This is a genomic window from Bradyrhizobium barranii subsp. barranii, assembly GCF_017565645.3.
Classification (GTDB): Bacteria; Pseudomonadota; Alphaproteobacteria; order Rhizobiales; family Xanthobacteraceae; genus Bradyrhizobium; species Bradyrhizobium barranii.
In genome coordinates this window covers 1654379-1673206 of sequence record NZ_CP086136.1, presented here as the reverse complement: position 1 = coordinate 1673206, position 18828 = coordinate 1654379, and the positions used below count along the sequence as shown (strand labels likewise).

Here is an 18828-nt window from a genome sequence, read left to right as displayed (position 1 = left end):
CGTCACCTCCGGACGAAGGCTAGCTCGAGGCATTCAATGCCGGCCGCGACCCGCCCGTAGCCCAATCGAGAAGCTCAATCGTGTGTACGACCGGAACTGACGTGCCACTGGCAATCTGCACCATGCAGCCGATATTGCCCGCGGCAATCATGTCCGGCTTGACGCTTGCGATGTTGGCGACCTTGCGGTCGCGCAACCGGCCCGCAAGCTCGGGCTGGAGAATGTTGTAGGTCCCCGCCGAGCCGCAACACAAATGGCTCTCCGGCACATCTTTCACCACGAATCCATTCTTGGAAAGCAATTCTTTCGGAAGGCCCGTGATTTTCTGGCCGTGCTGCAACGAACACGCGGAGTGATAGGCGACGACGATGTTGTCCTGTCGCGTAGTGGTCGCGAGCTCGAGGCCGGCGACGAATTCGGTGATGTCCTTGGCGAGCGTGGACACCTGCGCCGCATCGGCCGCGAACGCCGTGTCCTCGCGCAGCAGGTAGCCGTAGTCCTTGATCACCGTGCCGCAGCCGGAGGCCGTTACCAGGATGGCGTCGAGCCCCTCGCCGGCCGCTTCCTTTCGCCACGCCGCGACGTTGGCGCGGGCCCGCGCCAACGCATCCTGGTCGTTGCCCAGATGATGGGTCAGCGCGCCGCAGCACTGCTCGTCCCGGACCAGGACAACCTCAATGCCGTGGCGGGTGAGGAGGCTGATGGCGGCCTGGTTGATGCGCGGCGCCAGCACCTGCTGGGCACAGCCCTGCAGCAGCGCGACCCGGCCGCGCTTCTTGCCGAGTGACGCGAACACGCTGCCGGGGAGCGGGCCCGGCGACGGCAGACGGTTCGGCGCCAGCGCCAGCATCGCCTTGAGGCGCTGGATCAGGCCGGGCGTCGCCGACGGCCGCGGCGTCGGCAGGAATACGGCAAGCGGACGGGCGAGCCGCGCCAGCCACATGCTGGTGCGGAAGAGCTGCGGATTCGGCAGGACAAAGGCCAGCACCTGGCGCAACAGCCGCTCGGTCAGCGGCCGCTGGTAGCGTTGCTCGATCCTGACCCGGGCCTGGTCGACGAGGTGCATGTAGTTCACCCCTGAGGGGCAGGTCGTCATGCAGGACAGACACGACAGGCAGCGATCGATATGCTTGACCACCTCGGCCGTCGGGGCCTGGTCCTTCTCCAGCATCTCCTTGATCAGGTAGATGCGGCCGCGCGGGCTATCGAGCTCGTCGCCGAGCAGCACATAGGTCGGACAGGTTGCAGTGCAGAAGCCGCAATGGACGCAGGCGCGCAGGATCTTGTCGGCTTCCGCGATGTCGGGGTCGGCGAGCTGCGCCAGTGAGAATTCGGTCTTCATGCCGCAGCGCCCCGCGTCAGCCGCCCCCGGTTGAGAATGGTTTTCGGATCGAAACTGGCGCGGACCCGATCGCTCAGCGCGGCGACGCCGGGCGCCTGCGGATGGAATACGTCCACACCGCGCCTGACGTCCTCGGCCGCCCGGATCAGCGTGGCGTGCCCGCCGACCGCATCCGCGCGCTGGCGCACGGCCGGGGCATGCGCATCGGCCTTCGGCGGCAGTGCGGCCCAGATCAGGCCGCCGCCCCAATCGTAGATGATGTCGCCGCCGGTCTCGCGCGCCAGCTGGGTCCCGAGCGCCGCGCCGGAAGCCGGCGGACAGACGATCCGCCACACCGGCCAGGCCCCAACTGCACCGCCGGCCGCGAACGGCAGGACGTCGCGGATCGTGGCCCACAATGCGGCGGACGCCACATCCTCGACCAGCGTCGCGGTTCCGAACGGCGCCAACAATTCGCGCAGCGAGCCGGCGCGGTGCGCGGCGGACGCCGTGATGCCCTCGAGCCGCAGCACGGTCAGCGCTTCGCCCTGGCTGGCGATGTCGCCCAGCCCGTCGGTCTTCGCCCGGAAGGCCGATTTCGGCAGATGCGCGGCGGCGGAGACGTCGAAGGGCGAGCCGAGCGCCGCGGTCATCGCCTTGTTGGCGACGGCATCGTCGAGCCCGCGCAGCAGCAGCGTCCGCTCCGCTTCGGGCTTCGGCATCACCTTGAACGTCACCTCGGTCATCACCGACAGCGTGCCCCAGGACCCCGCCAGCAGCTTGCAGAGGTCGTAGCCGGTGACGTTCTTCACCACCTTGCCGCCGGTCTTGAAGCTGTCGCCGAAACCGGAGACGGCGTGCGCCCCGAGCAGGTGATCGCGCGCCCCGCCCGCCTTGATCCGTCGCGGACCGGCAAGACCGGCCGCGATCATGCCGCCGATGGTACCCAACGCGGGCGTGCCGAGCAGCGGCGCCGTATTCATCGGCTCGAAGGCGAATTGCTGGTTCTTGGCATCGATCAGCGACAGCACATCGGCCAGCGGGGCGCCGGCCTGGAGCGTGACGATCAGCTCGTTGGGTTCGTAAGAGGTGACGGCATTCAGCGCGGAGAGGTCGAGCACGGCGTTGGTCGCCATTGTGTGGCCAATGCCGCGCTTGCTGCCATGACCGATGATCTCGAGCGGCTGCTCGTTGGCAATCGCCGCGCGCACCACCTCTTCGACGTCTTTGGCGTCTCTGACCCTGAGCGTATCCACGGGAAAAGGCGGTAGCGAAATTCGCCGCCAAAATCAAATGCGGCGTGACGCCGGCGATCAGCGCCGGTGCAGTCGGGGATCCTGCACGGGCGACCACGACGCTTCGATCATGATCGAAGCGTTCACGACATCGACACTTCGATCAGCGGCGAACCAAAGCCGGCAGACCCTCGCTACAAGCTTGCGCCGATCGCGATCGAGGCCAACCGATGGAGACAAGCATGCGATCGACACATCAGCGGCTGGTTCCGCGCGTCCACGAAGCGTTCAGCCGCAGATCGGTGATCCGGGCCTTCGGCGCCGTCCTGGCGATCTATCTCTCGCCATGGGCGGCGGCGTCATCTCAAGCCCAGCAGCAAGGAGCAAGGACCATGAACCACTATGCCACGCAGAAATCCCTCAGCGACGCCGTCGACGGCGGCGGCCTGCTCGTCGTCGCGCAATGGGAGGCCAAGCCCGGCGAGGCCGACAAGGTCGCCGCGATCCTCGACCGCTTCCTGCCGGAGGCGCAGCGCGAGGAGGGCGTCAAGCTGTTCCTGATCTCGCGCGCCAGGGACAATCCGGCCCAGTTCCTGTTCTACGAGCTGTTCCGCGACGAGGCGGCTTTCAAGGCGCATCAGGAGAGCGCACATTTCAAGACCTGGATCGCCGGCGAAGCCCTGCCGCTGCTGGCGAAGCGCGAACGGGTTCGATACGCACTCATGTAAACACCAACTCGTATGCCGCGGTTCGATCCGGACCGCGGCATACGACTATATGATCGCGCGCAGCGGCGATCTGCGCAGGATCAGTGCCGAGACGGCCAAGCTGCCGATCGCGGCCAACATGGTCAGCAGGAGCGCCTTCGTGAGTGCGAAGAGCGGCAGTGCGTGCAGAAGCAGGGCAAAGCCGACCAGGATCGGCGGATGGATCAGGTAGACGCCGAAGGCGTTGTCCGAGAGCCATTTGGCGACCGGCCCTTGCGCGTCGAAATAGCGGCGGTAGACGGCCAGCATCAAGAGACCCATGCCGACGCAGACCAGCGCCTCCCACAGGCACTTCCCGGCACTGACGAAGTTGAAGCCGCCTGCATAGAGCGCGGTGTCACCCTGCAGGCCTCCGCCGAACAGCACGAGCGCTGCAAACAGCGGCACAGAGAGCGACAGCGCGAGCAGTCCCCAGCGGATACAGGAGCGCGCGGCAAGCCCAAGCATCCAATTGCCGCGATAGCCGACGGCGCCGGCTGCGAACATGAGAGCGTATTGCGGGAGATCGCCGGGGTGAACGTTGAGCACGGAGGTATCGGCGTGGATGGCAATGCGAACGGCGAAGGTGAGTGCCGCCATGGCCGCAACGAACAGAACAATCCCCGTGCCGCACAGCGCAACCTCGGGCTCCCGCCATCCAGTCTGGCGGATCAGGCCATAGAGGAGCGAGACCAGCAGCAGCACCGCGCAAAACCACATCGGTCCCGTCTCGGAAAGCCATTCGCCGTCCATCAGATGGGTCAGCCATTGATGGCCGAAACCGCCCTTGCCCCAAGTCCATGACAGAAAATACTGCGTCAGCGGGCCGATCACCAACATGTAGAGCAAAGTCGGCAAGCCGAGCCTGATCAGCCGATCACGCGCAAATTTCGAAAGTCCTTTCTGATCGAAGGCGCCGACGGCGAAATAGCCGGCGATGAAGAACAGCGCGGCCATGAAGAAGGCCTGGAGGAAGCTCTGATAGATGCCGAAGAAGAGGGCCGTGCCGAAGCCGGTCTCCCGCCGGTCGACATAGTACCAATTGCCGAACGGACTGTAGGTGTCGGCTGCGTGCATGCTCAGCACGAGAATGATCATCGACCAGCGGACGTTGTCGATGAACAGCAGGCGCGACTTCGCCAGCGGCCTGCCCGGCGCTTCTTTCGTCACACTGATCCGAACGTCCGCCATGTCGCCGCCATGCCGGGTATCGACCGTCAGAACCGCGGAATATCCGGGAATGCCACCTTCCCGGCATGCACATGCATGCGGCCGAGCTCGGCGCAGCGGTGCAGGGTCGGAAACACCTTTCCGGGGTTGAGCAGGCCCTGCGCGTCAAAAGCGCATTTCAGGCGCTGCTGCTGGTTGAGGTCGATCTCGGTGAACATCTCCGGCATCAGGTCGCGCTTCTCGATGCCGACGCCGTGCTCGCCGGTGAGCACCCCGCCGAACTCGACGCAGGCGCGCAGGATGTCGGCGCCGAAGGCCTCGGCGCGCTCGATCTCGCCGGGCTTGTTGGCATCGTAGAGGATCAGCGGATGCAGATTGCCGTCGCCGGCGTGGAACACGTTGGCGCAGCCGAGCTGGTACTTCTCCGAGAGCTCCCGGATGCGGGCGAGCGCCTTCGGCAGCGCGCCGCGCGGGATCGTGCCGTCCATGCAGAGATAATCGGGCGAGATGCGGCCCACGGCCGGAAACGCCGCTTTGCGGCCGGCCCAGAACAAATTGCGCTCGGCCTCCGAGGTCGAGATCTGGCAGGTCGTCGAGCCGCAAGCATTCGCAATGGTCTCGACGCGCGTGATCAGCTCGTCGACCTCGATCTTGGGACCGTCGAGCTCGATGATGAGCAGCGCTTCGACGTCGAGCGGATAGCCGGCATGAACGAAGGCCTCCGCGGCGTGGATCGCCGGCTTGTCCATCATCTCCATGCCGCCCGGGATGATGCCGGCGCCGATGATGCGCGCCACGCATTCGCCGGCGGCCTCGACCTGCGCGAAGCCGACCATCAGCGCCCGCGCGGTCTCCGGCTTTTGCAGGATGCGCACCGTGATCTCGGTGATGACCCCGAGCAGCCCTTCCGAGCCGGTGATGACGCCCATCAGGTCGTAGCCGGTGTTCTCCGCCGACTTGCCGCCGATGCGCAGGATCTCGCCGCTCATCAGGACAATCTCGCAACCAAGCACGTTGTTGGTGGTCATGCCGTATTTCAGGCAGTGCACGCCGCCGGAATTCTCCGCGACATTGCCGCCGATCGAGCAGGCGATCTGCGAGGACGGATCGGGGGCGTAGTAGAAGCCGGCATGCGCGACCGCCTGGCTGATGGCGAGATTGGTGACGCCCGGCTCGGTGACGACGACGCGGTTGTCGAAATCGATCTCGCGGATCCGCTTGAACTTGCCGAGCCCGAGCAGCACGCCATCTTCCAGCGGCAGCGCGCCCCCGGACAGCGAAGTGCCGGAGCCGCGCGGAACCACCTTGATCCCCTGCCCGGCACAATATTTCAGGACGAGCGAGACCTGCTCGGTCGTATCGGGCAGCACCACGACCATCGGCGGTTGCCGATAGGCCGTCAGCCCGTCGGATTCGTAGGCCCGCATCTCGGAGGCGCTGTCGATCACGCCCTCGCCGGGCACGATTGCGCGCAATGCAGCCACGATCTCAGCGCGGCGCGCCAGCACGGTCTGGTCGCTCGCGGGCATCATGATGGCCATAACATATCCTTCCGACTCGTAGCCCACGATCAAATTATCGCGGCAAATCAACCACGTCCGCGCCTGTCTGGGTAGGCCATCCGAAAGTCGGAGCGGCGATCATCGGCGAGTTCGCTCTGGGACAAGTAGGGCAGCATGAAACCTGTCATGGTTTCGTGGCTTGTCCAAGCCGGGCGGGCCTGCCAAAACCGGCGGGTCCGTCGTTTGCCGACCAGGCAAGACCGACCAGCCTAGACCCACCAGGGAAGAGACGAAGAGCACCCGATGACAAAACTGACTTTTGGCGCACTGATGATCCTCACCGTGACTGCCGCCGCACCCGCCGCGATGGCGCAGGATGTTGCGGCCGGCAAATCGTCGTTCAACAAATGCCTGGCCTGCCACGCCATCGGCGAAGGCGCCAAGAACAAGGTCGGCCCCGAGCTCAACGGCCTCAACGGCCGCAAGTCAGGCACCGCGCCGGACTACAATTATTCGGATGCGAACAAGAATTCCGGCATCACCTGGGATGAAGCCACGTTCAAGGAATACATCAAGGACCCCAAGGCCAAGATCCCCGGCACCAAGATGGCGTTCGCCGGCATCAAGAACGAGAACGAGATCAACAATCTCTGGTCCTTCGTCGCGCAGTTCGACAAGGACGGGAAAATCAAGCAGTAAGCGCGTGAATGGCGGCCGCCCGAGCTTCGGTTCTGATTGAGTCAGATGGGGTATTCGGCCTGTTGCTGAGCCCCGCGTTAGCAGGGTGCTGCGCTTCAGGTTGATGATAAACGTGGTCTGTTTTCGAACAGCCACAAGCATCAGACGGAGAAGCGCAGCATGAAACATTACGCTGGACTGGACGTGTCGGTCAAAGAGACGTCCCTGTGCATTGTCGACGAAACGGGCCGCATTTGCCGGGAAGCGAAGTTGGTGAGTCACCCGGACGATCTTCTTGCTGCACTCAACGATCCGATTTGGCGGTTTGATCGGATTGGGCTCGAGGCTGGACCGCTGTCGCAATGGCTGTTCAGCGGGCTGGCGGAGGCTGGCCTGCCGGTAATCTGCATCGAGACGCGACATGCCAAGGCGTTCCTCAAGGCGCAGGTGAACAAGAGCGACCGCAATGATGCGCGTGGCATTGCGCAGATGATGCGCGTCGGCTTGTTCCGGCCTGTCCACGTCAAGACCCTGATCAGCCAAAAGCGACGGGTCCTGCTTGCCGGTCGCAAGCTGCTTCAGGAGAAGGCCATTGCCATCGAGAATGACATTCGTGGGCTGTTACGCAACTTCGGCTTGAAGGTCGGAATTGTGGGGGTGATCGGCTTTGAACAACGTATCCACGAACTCGTCGGCGGTCAGCCGGAGCTGGCCGAACTCATGGAACCGCTTCTCGTCGCCCGACGCGTTTTACGCGAACAGTTCACACAACTGCATCGCAAAGTGCTTCTACTTGCCCGGGAAAGCGAGGTCTGTCGTCGGTTGATGACGATCCCTGGTGTCGGCCCCGTCACGTCGCTGGCCTTTATCAGCACGATCGACGTTCCCGCCCGCTTCAAGAGTTCGAAAGCCGTCGGGCCGTCCCTTGGATTGACGCCAGTTCTCAACCAGTCCGGCGAAAGCCACCGCATCGGCCGGATTTCGCTGTGCGGTGATGAAGCCATGCGAGCGCTACTCTATGAGGCCGCACAGGTCATGCTGACGCGGGTGCAGAAATGGTCCTGGCTCAAGGCGTGGGCCATGCAGATCGCCAAACGACGCGGGCAGCAGAAGGCGATCGTCGCTTTGGCGCGGCGGCTCGCCGTCATCATGCACCGCATGTGGAGCGACGGAACGGAATTCCGCTGGACACGGGAGGCCACGCCCGCGGCACAATAGTGCGACGCGCGGTCCACGCACCCGTTGTTTAGCGGGAGGAGGTCCCTCGCGGGACGATGGACGAGATGAGTTCGCTTTGGGCTCTTGTACGGTCGCGTCCTTGCGATCAGCACGCGAGTCAGATTGTTCCGTCTCGTTCTACTGATCCCATGCTGGGAGAGCCATACGGCTGATCCCGAAGAGAAGCACGGCCCCGCGAGCGGTACCGAACCCAAGGAGGCACCCAATCAAGCCCTTGACTAAATCCGGCCGAATAGAGAAGAACCGAAGCTCGGGCTCCTTGTTTTGACGCGTTTTCTTCACGCGAACCGGTATCCACTTCGCTCGAAAACGCTTTAATCGGCGGCCGCCTGCGCAGGGACGATTTTCCCGATCATCGTCTCGATCTCCGTCTTCACCAGATCCGGCACAGCGTTCTGCACCATGTGGCCGAGATCGGGCAGCACGATCAGCTTTGCACCCGGCACCATCGCGGCGAAGGGACGCGCGTGGATGGCGGTCTTCACCGTCTTGTCGGGCTCGCCAGCGATGATCGTGACCGGTGCCTTGATCTCGCCATAACGCGCAGCCTGCGCCGTCACCGCTTCCTTCAGCGTCACCAAATCATAGGCATTGGCGATGAACTCGCGCGGGCGCAGCAATAGCGGCGTCGCGGAGTCCTGCACGAAGCCGTCCGGCATGATTTGCGGCAGGAAGACGCTGCGCGCGCCGGCCTCGGCAACGAAATACCCCAGCGGCAGCGTGACGGTGTAGGCGAGCAGCGGGCCGATCACCGGCGTTGCGACGATCTCGTTGTAGCGGCCGACGCCGCCGCGCCAGGGGTGGGTCACCGGCGCCAGCATGACGAGACCGGCGACGCGGCCGGGATGATCGAGCGCGATCCGCGCGCCGAGCGCACCGCTCCAGGAATGCACGACGAAGACCGCGCGATCGATCCCGAGCTTACGAAGCGCCTCGTCGATCATCCGGGCCTGGATCTGCGGCGTCGAATCGTGCCGCCGCATCCGCGTGCTCCAGCCGTGACCGGGACGGTTGATCAAAATGACGCGATGGTCTTTGGCCAGGAGGTCGCCGAGCGGACGCCGCATCGCTTCGAGATTGGAGCTCGCGCCGTGCAGCATCACGATCGGCACGCCGGAACCACGCGGACCGATATCGACGACGTGAAGCACAGCGCCGTCGACCTCGACCATCCGGCCCTGAGGCGGAAAGGCGCGTTGCACGGCGAGGACGCCGGCCTGCGTGGCCAGCGCCAGCAGCACCAGCGCGGTCACGACTGACATCACGATCATGGAGAGAATCCGGACGGTCCAGGGCACCTGGCAGTTACGAGACTAGCGGGCGGCAATTTCGCTTCGTGGAACCCGGCGCTCCACTTGAAATGCCGGGGCTGTGGATATGTGCATAATTCAAGCATGAAAAAATGCAATAAAATCAATGGCATTCCCCGCAGCGCGCAAGCCTCGGACCAGCTTCATGCAGTCGTCATCGCGGCTTCCATATAATCGCCACGGTCGGTTCCGCCATCTAGGCGCGGGTGGGCGCCGATCCTCCTCGCAAACTCCAAGGGGATGCGGGAAAGGCCGGCAGGATTTGTCCTGATTTGAACCGGAGAATGTCGATGAGCTTCAGATCCAAAGACACTGCGATCGACGAGATCGTGGCGAGCTGCAACGGTGACCTGCGCGGTGCAGTGCGGGCACTGCTTCTGATCAACGAGCATCTCGAGACGGAGCTTGCAAAGGCTTACGCCGCGGCCGCCGATCACGGCCTTGTCGAGCGCGCCGGTAGCGTCCTGCACTAAGTGCAGGCTAGTTCGTTCCGTCCTCGTCCTTTTCCTCGTCGGGTGTGGCCGCAGGGCAGGCGCGGATCGTCGAACGGGCAAGCTTGGCATCGGCCCTGGATTTGTAGGGACCGTCGCCGAACCAGATGTCGCCGATGATCACGGGATTGCTGGTTACGATGTTGCATTTGCCCGTGGCGCGATTGCCGACCACCCAGAACAAGCCGTCGGCGAGGCTCACCGAGCCCGACGCGAGCAGCAATACACCTGCAAAGATCAAACGCTTCATGGCCGTGCTCCTGCCATGCAGGTAGGCCTGCGCGCGCTTCAACAATACCCCTGAGAACGCCGCACGTGTGATCGTGGTTAATCCGCGCACGCTGCAATCACTCGGGAAATGATCAACTTGTCCGCTAGATGTCGCGGCCTTCGACCTTCTCGGTCAGCGCCTTGACCTGCTCGGGGATCTTCTCGAGGTGCGGATTGACGGCGAGCGCCTTGCGGTAGGCCTCGAGCGCACGTTTCTCGTCACCGACCTCCTGCATGATCATGCCGAGGCCTGCGAGCGCGCCGAAATGGCGAGGCTCCCGGATCAGCACCTCGCGGATGTCGGCAAGCGAGCGGCCGTAGTCATTCTGCATGTAGTAGAGCGTGGCGCGCCGGTTCCAGGCCTCGATGTAGTCGGGCCTGAGCTTGATGACCGAATCCAGCAGCTTGATCGCGATGTCGATCTTCTGCGCGTCGACCGCGGTCTTGGCCCGCGCCATCAACAGCGATGCGGTGTCGCTCGGGGTCTGGATCCAGATCGCCCAGATCCGCGCCTCGACATGCTTGGCGCTGGCCTCGTCGGGCGCGGCCTTCAGCGCGCCGAACAGGAAATCGAGATTCTTGCTGCGGTCGACCTTGGGCAGCTTGGCCGGCGCCTCCGGCAGCTTCTTCTGTTCCTTGCCGGGAGGGGCAGGCAGCTCTTTCTGCGCCAGGGCTGGCGTAAGGCCAGTGGCGCCCAGCACAAGGGCCAGACACAGGGTGCGCGCGAAAGGGAAGCTCACTGCCAGGAATCTCACTGCCATGCGCAAAGTCTAAACGCGCAAAGCCGCCCTTGCAAAGCAAAGGCGGCGTCAAACTCGTGTGAGCCGTGGTCTTGCGGGGCGCGCGCGCGGCGACCGCGAGGGCAATATCAGCCCTGGCGAGCCTTGAAGCGGCGCTGCACCTTATTGATCACATAGACCCGACCCTTGCGGCGGACCAGGCGGTTGGCGCGATGGCGACCGCGCAGCGACTTCAACGAGTTACGGACCTTCATGGCAGAATCCTGAACGTTCGAAAGGCCGTGTTCGGCACTACCGTTTCGGCACGCGCGAATGTGGCAAAATGAGATCTTTCCCGCTGGCGGACCGACCGCCCGGGACGGGGCGGTTCTTAAGGCATGGGAGGACCGGATGTCAATGTTAACTGCCCGGTTCCGGACCAGCAAATTCTGGAAAACAACCCCATGCAAAGTAGAAAGCAAGTAGAAACGGCCGGATCGGCCCGATCTACACATTTGTCGACTTGGGGCTTCGCTTCGACGACGTGCCTTGCCAAATTCGTTATATCATATAATCAATTCGACAACCCGTCGGGAGGAAACCAATGCCGAAGCTGAAGCTGCCCAACATCGACGATGTCGTCGCCATCGACATCCACACCCACGCCGAGGAGCCTTGCGGCACCCATCCCGACGACGGCTATGACGATTTCCAGGCGCAGATGGCGGACTATTTCAAGTCGCCGCACAAGCATCCGCCGACCGTGCCGGAGACCGCGGCCTACTACCGCTCCAAGAATATCGCCGCGGTGATCTTTCCGGTCGATGCCGAGCGCGAGACCGGCTTCCGCCGCTACAAAAATGAGGAGATGCTGGAGATCGCCTCCGACCATCTCGACGTCCTCATCCCCTTCGTCTCGATCGACCCGCACAAGGGCAAGCTCGGTGTGCGCGAGGCGCGCAAGCTGATCGAGGAATACGGCGTCCGCGGCTTCAAATTCCATCCGACCATGCAGGGCTTCTACGCCAACGACCGCATGGCCTATCCGCTCTACGAAGAGATCAACAATGGCGGCGCGATCGCGCTGTTCCACACCGGCCAGACCGGCGTCGGCTCGGGCATGCCCGGCGGCATGGGCATGCGGCTGAAATATTCGAACCCGATGTACATGGACGACGTCGCGGCAGATTTCCCCGACCTCAAGATCATCCTCGCCCATCCCTCCTTCCCCTGGCAGGAGGAAGCGCTGTCGGTCGCGACCCACAAGCCGAACGTCTACATCGACCTCTCGGGCTGGTCGCCAAAGTATTTCCCGCCGATCCTGGTGCGCTACATCAACTCGATCCTTCAGGACAAGATGCTGTTCGGCTCGGACTGGCCGGTGATCACGCCGGACCGCTGGCTGTCGGATTTCGCCAAGATCGAGATCCGCGACGAGATCCGGCCGAAGGTGCTGAAGGCCAACGCGCGAAAACTGCTGGGGATCTAGTCGCGCACTCATCGCCACGGCGCATTGAGGGCTTCGACCGGTTGCCGAAGCCCTCACGCTCAGGCGCTCAAGGCCTCGCTGAGGCGGGCAAGGCGGCCCTAAAACTCGAGCTTGTCGCGGATGGCGTCGATTCCGGCCCTGGCGCAGGCTTCGTCAGCATCACCGCCGGGCGCCCCAGACACACCGACGGCTCCGACCAGCGAACCGCCCGCTTCGACAATCAATCCGCCACCTATAATGACCGCGCCGGGGAGATTGCGGATACCGGCCTGCATCATGCCAGGTTGGCTGACGGCATTCAGTTCGGTGGTGCTGGTACGGAATGTTGCTGCGGTCCACGCCTTGCCCGAGGCCGTTGAAACGGTGTGAGCACCTGCGAACCTGTCACGAAGGATCACCTGTGTCCCCCCGAAGCGATCGACGACCGCGACGGCTACCTGGTACCCGCGTGATCGGCAGTCATCAAGCGATGCCCGGGCCAGATCAAGCGCCAGCTCGGGACTCAGGGATTTGTAGGTCGCGAGCGGCTCCTGCGCCATTGCCGGGTGCGCGAGCATCAACAGGACGGTGGCCGCAAGCAGGGTTCGAGCGAGCATGGTTTCTCCGACGTGAGCGGGTCGACGCCGATGTTAACCTAGTTCAGCACACCGTATGTCAGGTCGTCGAATACGGTGACACTGTCGGCCTTGGTCCACAAGCCGATCATGCCGGCCTCCCTGATCGATTCGTCCTCGACCTCGAACATCGGCTTGCCGTCATACGTCACCTTGAATAGCTTTCCCGCGAATTCGCAACGTAGGGAATGCCATTGACCTGACGGCACCGATACCTTGACGCCATAGCCGCCTTTCCGGCCGACGATATCGAGCGCGCTGCGAACACCCTTGATCGTCTTATAGAGCACAACATTGTCTTCAAGCGCGTTGGCCCGCACGACATAGTAATTGTCGGCATCCTTTGCGCGCCAGACAATACCGGCCGCACGATCCTCGGAGCCTGCGATCGCCTTGAACTTGACCTCGACAAACCCGTCTATGATGCTGGTACCGTTCCTGAGCGCCACTGGAAACGTCGCCTGACCGGATTGTTTCAGGACGTTCGGCTTGCTTGGCGCCGTCGACTCCACCTCGACCGTCCATTTGGGCTGGCCACGACCCGTCATCGTCAGAGTCCAGCCTTCGGGCGCTGCGCCGGTTGCTGCGTTGTCAAAATTTACAGTTTCTGCCATCGCGTTTCCTCCCACCAACAATAGGAACAACGCCGCCCCCAACAGCGCTACGCTCATTTTTTGCACAACGTCTAAGCTTCCCGCCTGTATTGATCGTACAGTGTTGCAGCGTTGTCCCATTTGATCGCTTCCATGTAGATATCGACATACTTCGCGGCCGCCGCGCCATAATCCATGTGATAGGCGTGCTCATACATGTCGAGCACCAGCACGGGGCGTCCGCCGGCCAGCGTCGTCGTGTGGTCGGCGGCCCACTGATTGACCAGCCGCTTGTCGCGTGGTGAGTAGGAAAGAATCACCCAGCCGGAGCCGCCGCCTTCGGCCTTGCCCATGGCGGAGAACTCCGCGCGCCACCGCTCCATGCTGCCGAAATCGCGCGCGATCGCGTCGGCAAGTGGTGTGCTCGGCTTGCCGGCACCGCCGAGCCCGTCGAAATAGATTTCGTGGAGGATCATCGAGTTTGACGCGACGAGTTCCTCGCGCTTCAGGCCGTTGATGACGAAGTTCGGAGCTTTTGCGAAGTCGAGCTCGGCGAGTTGCGTCCGATCGCGTTGAGTCGCTTTACGGCACCGACATAGTTGTTCTCGTAGTGGCTGACGAGCACCTTCTCCGAGATGCCGGCAATGGATTTCGGATCGAACGGCATCGGCTTGGGCTGGTATGGCATTGGCCTGGCTCCTGTTGGCTGGTTGGCTTGCGCAAGGGCTTGCGTCCCCGCGAGTATTGCAGTCGATGCCGCGGTGGCCCCCACGCCCCTGATGAAGTCTCGGCGGTCGGTATTCGTCGTCATGGAGTCCTCCACTTCATCGTTGTCCCCGACTTGCCCCGCGTGCTCGCTAGCTCTTGGTGCTCGCCGTCTTGTCGAGTGCGCAAATAGACCGCGCGGCCCTTGTCGATACGGACATCGACGAGGGTCGGCGCGCTGGCGGCACCAATTGACGGGACAATTTCTCTGATGAGATCGAGATGAAAGAAGACATGCGGCGTCCTTGGTGACCAGGACGCGATACTTGGGCATGTCGCCTCGCGGGGAGATCGCAAATCCCCGTACCCTGAATTAAACGCCTGCCGGCGGCAGTGTCAATCTGCTGCGCGAGGTCGACGGGGTGACGATTGTTTGAAGAAGGTTCCGACCTTGTCGAGTACCGGGCCGTTTCGGTATTGTCCGTGCGCCACCGCAAAGTCCCAAAGGAGCGAGCCATGAGCATCAAGGCCGTCGTCTTCGACGCTTACGGAACGCTGTACGAAATCCAGTCGGTCGCAGAGATCACCGAGGATGCTTTTCCGGGCTATGGCGAGATCATCACGCAAATCTGGCGGATCAAGCAGCTCGAATACACCTGGTTGCGCTCGCTGATGCGGCGCTACCAGGATTTTTCCGCCGTCACGCGCGACTCGCTCGCCTATACGCTGCGCCTGCTCGGCCTCGCCTACGAAGGCGAAGCGTTCGAGCGGGTGATCGAGAAATATCTGGATCTCGATCTCTATCCGGATGCAGCCGCCGCGCTTGCCGCGCTGAAGCCGCGAAAGCTCGCCATCCTCTCGAATGGCAGTCCGGACATGCTGAATGCGCTCGTGCGCAATTCCGGGCTCGACCGTCTGCTCGATGCCACCATCAGCGTGGATGCGAAGAAGGTCTTCAAGCCATCTCCAGAGGCCTACACGCTGATCGGCGAGACGTTCGGCACCAGGCCGGATGAGGTTCTGTTCGTCTCGTCCAATCCCTGGGATGTCGCCGGCGCGAAGTCGTTCGGGCTGAACGTCGCCTGGATCGAACGTGTGACGCCCGAGGCGATGGCGCTGGCTTGCGTCGAGAACGAACTCGTGGCACCGCTGACGATGTACAAGGCGATCCGGACCCAGATGGACGAGCTTGGGTTCGCGCCGGATCATCGTGTCCGCGCGCTCTCGGAACTGCCAACGGTCGCCTAAGCATCGCCGCCCGCCCATGAGTCTGGAATGAGCTGTTTGGAATGAGCCTTCAATCCGTTCGCGCCTTCTTCGCCGAGAAAGCCCCCGACATCTCCGTCATCGAATCCCCGATCAGCTCGGCCACGGTGCCGCTGGCCGCCGAAGCCTATGGCGTCGAGCCCGGCCGGATCGCCAAGACCCTGTCGTTGCGCATCGGGGAACGCGTGATCCTGATCGTCGCCGCCGGCACCTCGCGCATGGACAACAAGAAGGTCAAGGCTGCGTTCGGCGGCAAGCCGAAGATGCTGGGGCTGGAAGAGGTCGCCGAGATCACCGGCCACGAGGTCGGCGGCGTCTGCCCGTTCGGACTGAAGTCGCCGCTGCCGATTTATTGCGACGTGTCGCTGAAGGCGTTCGACGTGGTGGTGCCCGCCGCAGGCTCGACCCACAGTGCCGTACGCATCACGCCCGAGCGGATGGCGGAGCTCACCGCGGCCGAATGGGTCGACGTCTGCGAGCACAGGCCTTAAGGCGACTCTGGCCTGCACTCATGAACCGGGGCGCGGAGGACGGCCTCAGGTCGGCTTTGGCACTTGGCTGACCGCATTCGTTGCACGGTTATGACGGTTTCGGGACTGGACGACCGGTCGTTGAACCGCGATGGCGCCAGATGCGATGCCTGATGCAATTGCCGGTCAGGAAGGCTACCATACGGACCATGGCCGACGACAAGGTGAAACGACGATTGACCACCGTCCTGTGCGCTGATGTGCAGGGCTATTCTCGCCTCATGGAAGCAGACGAGACCGGAACGTTGGAGACGCTGCGCCGCTACCGCACTGCCTTTGCGGGACTGGTGGAGCGCCATGACGGCCGGATCGTGAATACCTGGGGCGATGCTGTGATCGCCGAGTTCGCCAGCGTCGTCGAGGCCGTGCAATGCGCGGTCGAAATTCAGCAGGAAATTTCCAACCAGGATTCGGACCCACCTCACGCGAACCCGATGCGGTTTCGCATCGGCATCAACCTCGGCGATGTGATGGTGGACGGGTCCGACATCTATGGCGACGGGGTCAATATCGCGTCACGGCTGCAAGAGCTCGCCGAACCCGGCGGCGTCGTGATCTCAAGCTCCGTCTACGATCAGGTGCACAACAAATTGTCCGTTGGCTTCGACTGTCTCGGCCAGCGACCAATGAAGAACGTTGCTCCCATGACCAGCTATCGCGTGGCCATGAGCGGCCAAAGCGCTGGGCGACGGAGCTTCCCGGTTGACGAAAGCCTCCCTCCGCAGGGGCGGGCAGTTGCAGATTCGGAAACTGGCGCGCGATGGATTGACAGCAGGCACGAGCCATCCACCTGGATGGGCTTCGTCTCGGATTGGCTGGCGAAGCTGCCCCGCCCGGTCGCAGTGGCCCTCACGGTTTCGGGCTTTCTGATTCTGATCAACGTTTTCACCGGCATGCACAAGATCTGGTTCCATTGGCCAGTCGCAGCATTGCTCTTCGGTGCCCTCTTGCGGACAGCGCTCCGGCAGCGACCCGAGCCGAACAGCAAGCGGGAGCGCCAAACGAGTCGGGAGTGAGACGGTCGCTTCAGGTTATGACTTGAGCATGACTTCTTCGGAAAATCGCATCACACTTTTCCGGATCATGCTCTAGTCGTTGTCATCATCATGGGGACGTGGTGGCGCGGCGACAGCCGGCGGCGCATTGTTGTAGCGCGGCGGCGGCACAGCCCGGCCGCGCGGGACAGGCTGCTGAGGCTGAGCCTGGTTGTTCGACTGGAACACCGCCCGGCATGCGCTCGAAAGCTGCGGCGTGTTCTGCTGCAGGCAGGCCACAATGCGGTTCGTATCCGGAATCTGGTCGCTGCACAGGCGCCAGACATCCGGCGTGCACGCCATCTGCTGTTCCATTGTGCCGCGATAGTCCTGGGCTGATGCCGCGCCCTGCGCGACGATGCCGCTGACTGCAAGCGCCAGACCCAGCGCAATTCGCTCTGTTCGCATGTCCCGATCCTTCTCGCTTTCCTTGATTTGTCTTCAATCAATGAGACGCGGTCAGGTTCTGAACCAACAAAATAATGTGAAAGTGCGACGGGAACCTATTCCACCCGGCCGATCTTCTTCACCGCCGTGATCAGCCGCGCGCTGTCCGTCGCCACGAATTGCGAGAATGCCGGCGCGTCCTGATAGGCGGCCAGACTGCCCGAGGCCTCGAAGCTCCTGAGCACATCCGGGCTCGTCATCACCTGCGCCATCGCTTCGCGCAGGCGGCTCGCGACCGGCGCAGGAAGCGCACTCTGTGCAAAGAGCCCGGCCCAGATGTACATCTCGACGTCCTTGTAGCCGAGCTCCTGGAAGGTCGGAACGTCGGGGAAGCTCGAGATGCGCTGTGCGCCGCAATTGCCGAGCACGCGCAGCTTGCCGTCGTCGACCTGCGGCTTCAGCGTGCCGGGCGCGGCTGCTATCGCCTGCACGGTGCCGCTGAGCAGCGCGGTCAGCGCCGGGCCCGCGCCGCGGAACGGAACATGCAGCAATTTGATATCGGCGCTGCTCGCGAACATCTCCATCGCGACATGCAGCGTCCCGTAAGGACCGGACGAGCCGTAAGTGATCTGGCCCGGCCGCTTCTTCGCATCCTCGACAAAATCCTGCGCCGTCTTCCACGGCGCCGAGGCCGGCACCGCGAGCAGCGTGGGATCGGCGAGGACGCGCGCGATCGGCATGAACTGCGAGACTTCGTAGGCAACGGGTCGGTCGAACAGACGGTCGGCCTCGGGAAGCACCGCGAGCGAGGACAGCGTGATCAGCAGCGTGTAGCCGTCGGGCTCTGCGCGCGCCGCCGCGGCATTGCCGACCGATCCGCCGGCGCCACCGGCGCGGTTGTCGACGATGACGGGCTTGCCGAGGATCCGCTCCAGTGCCATCGCGACGGGACGCGCGGCAAGATCAGCCTGACCGCCGGCTGGAAACGGCACGATCATGGTGATGTTGCGCACCGGATAGGTTTGCGCGAAGGCCTTGTCAGGTAAAGCAGCCCGCAACAACGGCAATGCCGCAGCGGCGCGCAAGAGATCGCGTCGATCCATCATGGTCCCCTCGCCCCCGATTATCTTTGTTTCGCTGGCAGCCTAACCGGCCGAGCGGCAAGAACAAGGCGTTTACGAAGTATTGACCATGTTCGGCCCGGCCCGGAACGCTTCCCTGAACCCGCTGTTGCCCTCTTGAGGGAGTGAGTGATGCGGAATCTTGCGACCATCGACGTCGCCCTGGACGAGATGCTGGTGAATCTCGCAGCGATCGTCCTGCGGCTTTCAAAGCCCGAATTGACGCGAACGCCGGAAGCGCGGCGCGCCCTGGCGCAATCGGTCCATCAATACACCGCCTGCGCGGCACGCTCGAACGACCCGCGCGTTCACGAATTGAAGACGCAGCTGGAGGGGACGCTGAAGCCAGCCTTGCGCATTGTCGCGATCAACGGCGTGAAAGTGTCGTAGTCAGGTCCAGTCATTGCG

Annotated in this window: 21 protein-coding genes and 1 pseudogene; 9 read left to right on the top strand and 13 right to left on the bottom strand. The window is 63.3% G+C overall.

What is annotated here, in order from left to right; translation table 11 throughout:
- Positions 1-19 precede the first annotated feature (19 nt).
- Together glcF and J4G43_RS08145 are read right to left on the bottom strand one after the other, a co-directional pair.
- Positions 20-1342 (bottom strand): glycolate oxidase subunit GlcF, encoded by a 1323-nt coding sequence (gene glcF, locus J4G43_RS08150; RefSeq protein WP_208084471.1) that lies wholly within the window; start codon positions 1340-1342, stop codon positions 20-22.
- Positions 1339-2577 carry an FAD-binding protein gene (locus J4G43_RS08145; protein WP_208084470.1) on the bottom strand — a complete coding sequence of 413 codons (1239 nt, stop codon included), beginning with the start codon at positions 2575-2577 and terminating at the stop codon, positions 1339-1341. The genes glcF and J4G43_RS08145 overlap by 4 nt, the downstream gene beginning before the upstream one ends.
- Before the next feature lie 221 nt (positions 2578-2798).
- Between J4G43_RS08145 and J4G43_RS08140 the strand changes: the two genes are divergently transcribed.
- Positions 2799-3284, top strand: coding sequence for a putative quinol monooxygenase (locus tag J4G43_RS08140; protein WP_225004731.1), 486 nt, complete (start codon positions 2799-2801; stop codon positions 3282-3284).
- 45 nt (positions 3285-3329) lie between these two features.
- Here J4G43_RS08140 and J4G43_RS08135 read toward each other — a convergent pair whose 3' ends face one another.
- Together J4G43_RS08135 and J4G43_RS08130 are read right to left on the bottom strand one after the other, a co-directional pair.
- Positions 3330-4493, bottom strand: a complete 1164-nt coding sequence (locus J4G43_RS08135) for an acyltransferase family protein (protein ID WP_208084469.1) — start codon at positions 4491-4493, stop codon at positions 3330-3332.
- A gap of 26 nt (positions 4494-4519) precedes the next feature.
- Positions 4520-6013 (bottom strand): FAD-linked oxidase C-terminal domain-containing protein, encoded by a 1494-nt coding sequence (locus tag J4G43_RS08130; protein ID WP_063985637.1) that lies wholly within the window; start codon positions 6011-6013, stop codon positions 4520-4522.
- 264 nt (positions 6014-6277) lie between these two features.
- Between J4G43_RS08130 and cycA the strand changes: the two genes are divergently transcribed.
- The gene (gene cycA / locus J4G43_RS08125) at positions 6278-6673 is read left to right on the top strand and encodes a cytochrome c-550 CycA (protein WP_208084468.1); all 396 of its coding nucleotides are present in this window, start codon (positions 6278-6280) and stop codon (positions 6671-6673) included.
- Between the two features lie 159 nt (positions 6674-6832).
- On the top strand, positions 6833-7870 hold the full coding sequence (locus J4G43_RS08120; RefSeq protein WP_038381005.1) for an IS110 family RNA-guided transposase: 1038 nt from the start codon (positions 6833-6835) through the stop codon (positions 7868-7870).
- A 335-nt stretch (positions 7871-8205) separates the two neighbouring features.
- Here J4G43_RS08120 and J4G43_RS08115 read toward each other — a convergent pair whose 3' ends face one another.
- Positions 8206-9162: an alpha/beta fold hydrolase gene (locus J4G43_RS08115; RefSeq protein WP_208084467.1), complete on the bottom strand. Its 957-nt coding sequence runs from the start codon at positions 9160-9162 to the stop codon at positions 8206-8208.
- Between the two features lie 329 nt (positions 9163-9491).
- On the opposite strand from J4G43_RS08115, the gene J4G43_RS08110 reads away from it, so the two are divergent.
- A complete protein-coding gene (locus tag J4G43_RS08110; RefSeq protein ID WP_063986707.1) occupies positions 9492-9674 on the top strand; it encodes a hypothetical protein in 183 nt (60 codons plus the stop codon).
- Between the two features lie 7 nt (positions 9675-9681).
- Here J4G43_RS08110 and J4G43_RS08105 read toward each other — a convergent pair whose 3' ends face one another.
- From J4G43_RS08105 to ykgO, 3 genes are all read right to left on the bottom strand, one after another.
- Positions 9682-9942: a hypothetical protein gene (locus J4G43_RS08105; protein ID WP_208084466.1), complete on the bottom strand. Its 261-nt coding sequence runs from the start codon at positions 9940-9942 to the stop codon at positions 9682-9684.
- Between the two features lie 124 nt (positions 9943-10066).
- A complete protein-coding gene (locus tag J4G43_RS08100; protein WP_094184308.1) occupies positions 10067-10723 on the bottom strand; it encodes a tetratricopeptide repeat protein in 657 nt (218 codons plus the stop codon).
- 107 nt (positions 10724-10830) lie between these two features.
- Complete coding sequence (gene ykgO, locus J4G43_RS08095) at positions 10831-10956, bottom strand: type B 50S ribosomal protein L36 (protein ID WP_006611362.1); 126 nt, start codon at positions 10954-10956, stop codon at positions 10831-10833.
- A gap of 329 nt (positions 10957-11285) precedes the next feature.
- Between ykgO and J4G43_RS08090 the strand changes: the two genes are divergently transcribed.
- Positions 11286-12170 carry an amidohydrolase family protein gene (locus J4G43_RS08090; protein WP_027565452.1) on the top strand — a complete coding sequence of 295 codons (885 nt, stop codon included), beginning with the start codon at positions 11286-11288 and terminating at the stop codon, positions 12168-12170.
- A gap of 98 nt (positions 12171-12268) precedes the next feature.
- On the opposite strand, the gene J4G43_RS08085 is transcribed toward J4G43_RS08090, so the two are convergent.
- The 3 genes and pseudogenes from J4G43_RS08085 to J4G43_RS08075 form a co-directional block, all read right to left on the bottom strand.
- The gene (locus tag J4G43_RS08085) at positions 12269-12766 is read right to left on the bottom strand and encodes a GlcG/HbpS family heme-binding protein (RefSeq protein WP_208084465.1); all 498 of its coding nucleotides are present in this window, start codon (positions 12764-12766) and stop codon (positions 12269-12271) included.
- A gap of 38 nt (positions 12767-12804) precedes the next feature.
- Entirely contained in the window at positions 12805-13455 is a 651-nt protein-coding gene (locus J4G43_RS08080; protein ID WP_225004729.1) for a hypothetical protein, read from the bottom strand.
- 14 nt (positions 13456-13469) lie between these two features.
- Positions 13470-14065, bottom strand: a pseudogene (locus tag J4G43_RS08075) (superoxide dismutase).
- A 533-nt stretch (positions 14066-14598) separates the two neighbouring features.
- Between J4G43_RS08075 and J4G43_RS08070 the strand changes: the two are divergent.
- The 3 genes from J4G43_RS08070 (at position 14599) to J4G43_RS08060 (ending at position 16894) form a co-directional block, all read left to right on the top strand.
- Entirely contained in the window at positions 14599-15330 is a 732-nt protein-coding gene (locus J4G43_RS08070) for a haloacid dehalogenase type II (protein ID WP_208084463.1), read from the top strand.
- A gap of 41 nt (positions 15331-15371) precedes the next feature.
- Entirely contained in the window at positions 15372-15839 is a 468-nt protein-coding gene (locus tag J4G43_RS08065; protein ID WP_014491890.1) for a YbaK/EbsC family protein, read from the top strand.
- 188 nt (positions 15840-16027) lie between these two features.
- Positions 16028-16894, top strand: a complete 867-nt coding sequence (locus J4G43_RS08060) for an adenylate/guanylate cyclase domain-containing protein (protein ID WP_166083595.1) — start codon at positions 16028-16030, stop codon at positions 16892-16894.
- 72 nt (positions 16895-16966) lie between these two features.
- On the opposite strand, the gene J4G43_RS08055 is transcribed toward J4G43_RS08060, so the two are convergent.
- Together J4G43_RS08055 and J4G43_RS08050 are read right to left on the bottom strand one after the other, a co-directional pair.
- Positions 16967-17320, bottom strand: a complete 354-nt coding sequence (locus tag J4G43_RS08055) for a cysteine rich repeat-containing protein (protein ID WP_208084462.1) — start codon at positions 17318-17320, stop codon at positions 16967-16969.
- Positions 17321-17415: 95 nt separating this feature from the next.
- On the bottom strand, positions 17416-18402 hold the full coding sequence (locus tag J4G43_RS08050) for a tripartite tricarboxylate transporter substrate binding protein (RefSeq protein ID WP_208089266.1): 987 nt from the start codon (positions 18400-18402) through the stop codon (positions 17416-17418).
- A gap of 150 nt (positions 18403-18552) precedes the next feature.
- Between J4G43_RS08050 and J4G43_RS08045 the strand changes: the two genes are divergently transcribed.
- Positions 18553-18810 carry a hypothetical protein gene (locus tag J4G43_RS08045; RefSeq protein ID WP_166083593.1) on the top strand — a complete coding sequence of 86 codons (258 nt, stop codon included), beginning with the start codon at positions 18553-18555 and terminating at the stop codon, positions 18808-18810.
- Positions 18811-18828: the final 18 nt, after the last annotated feature.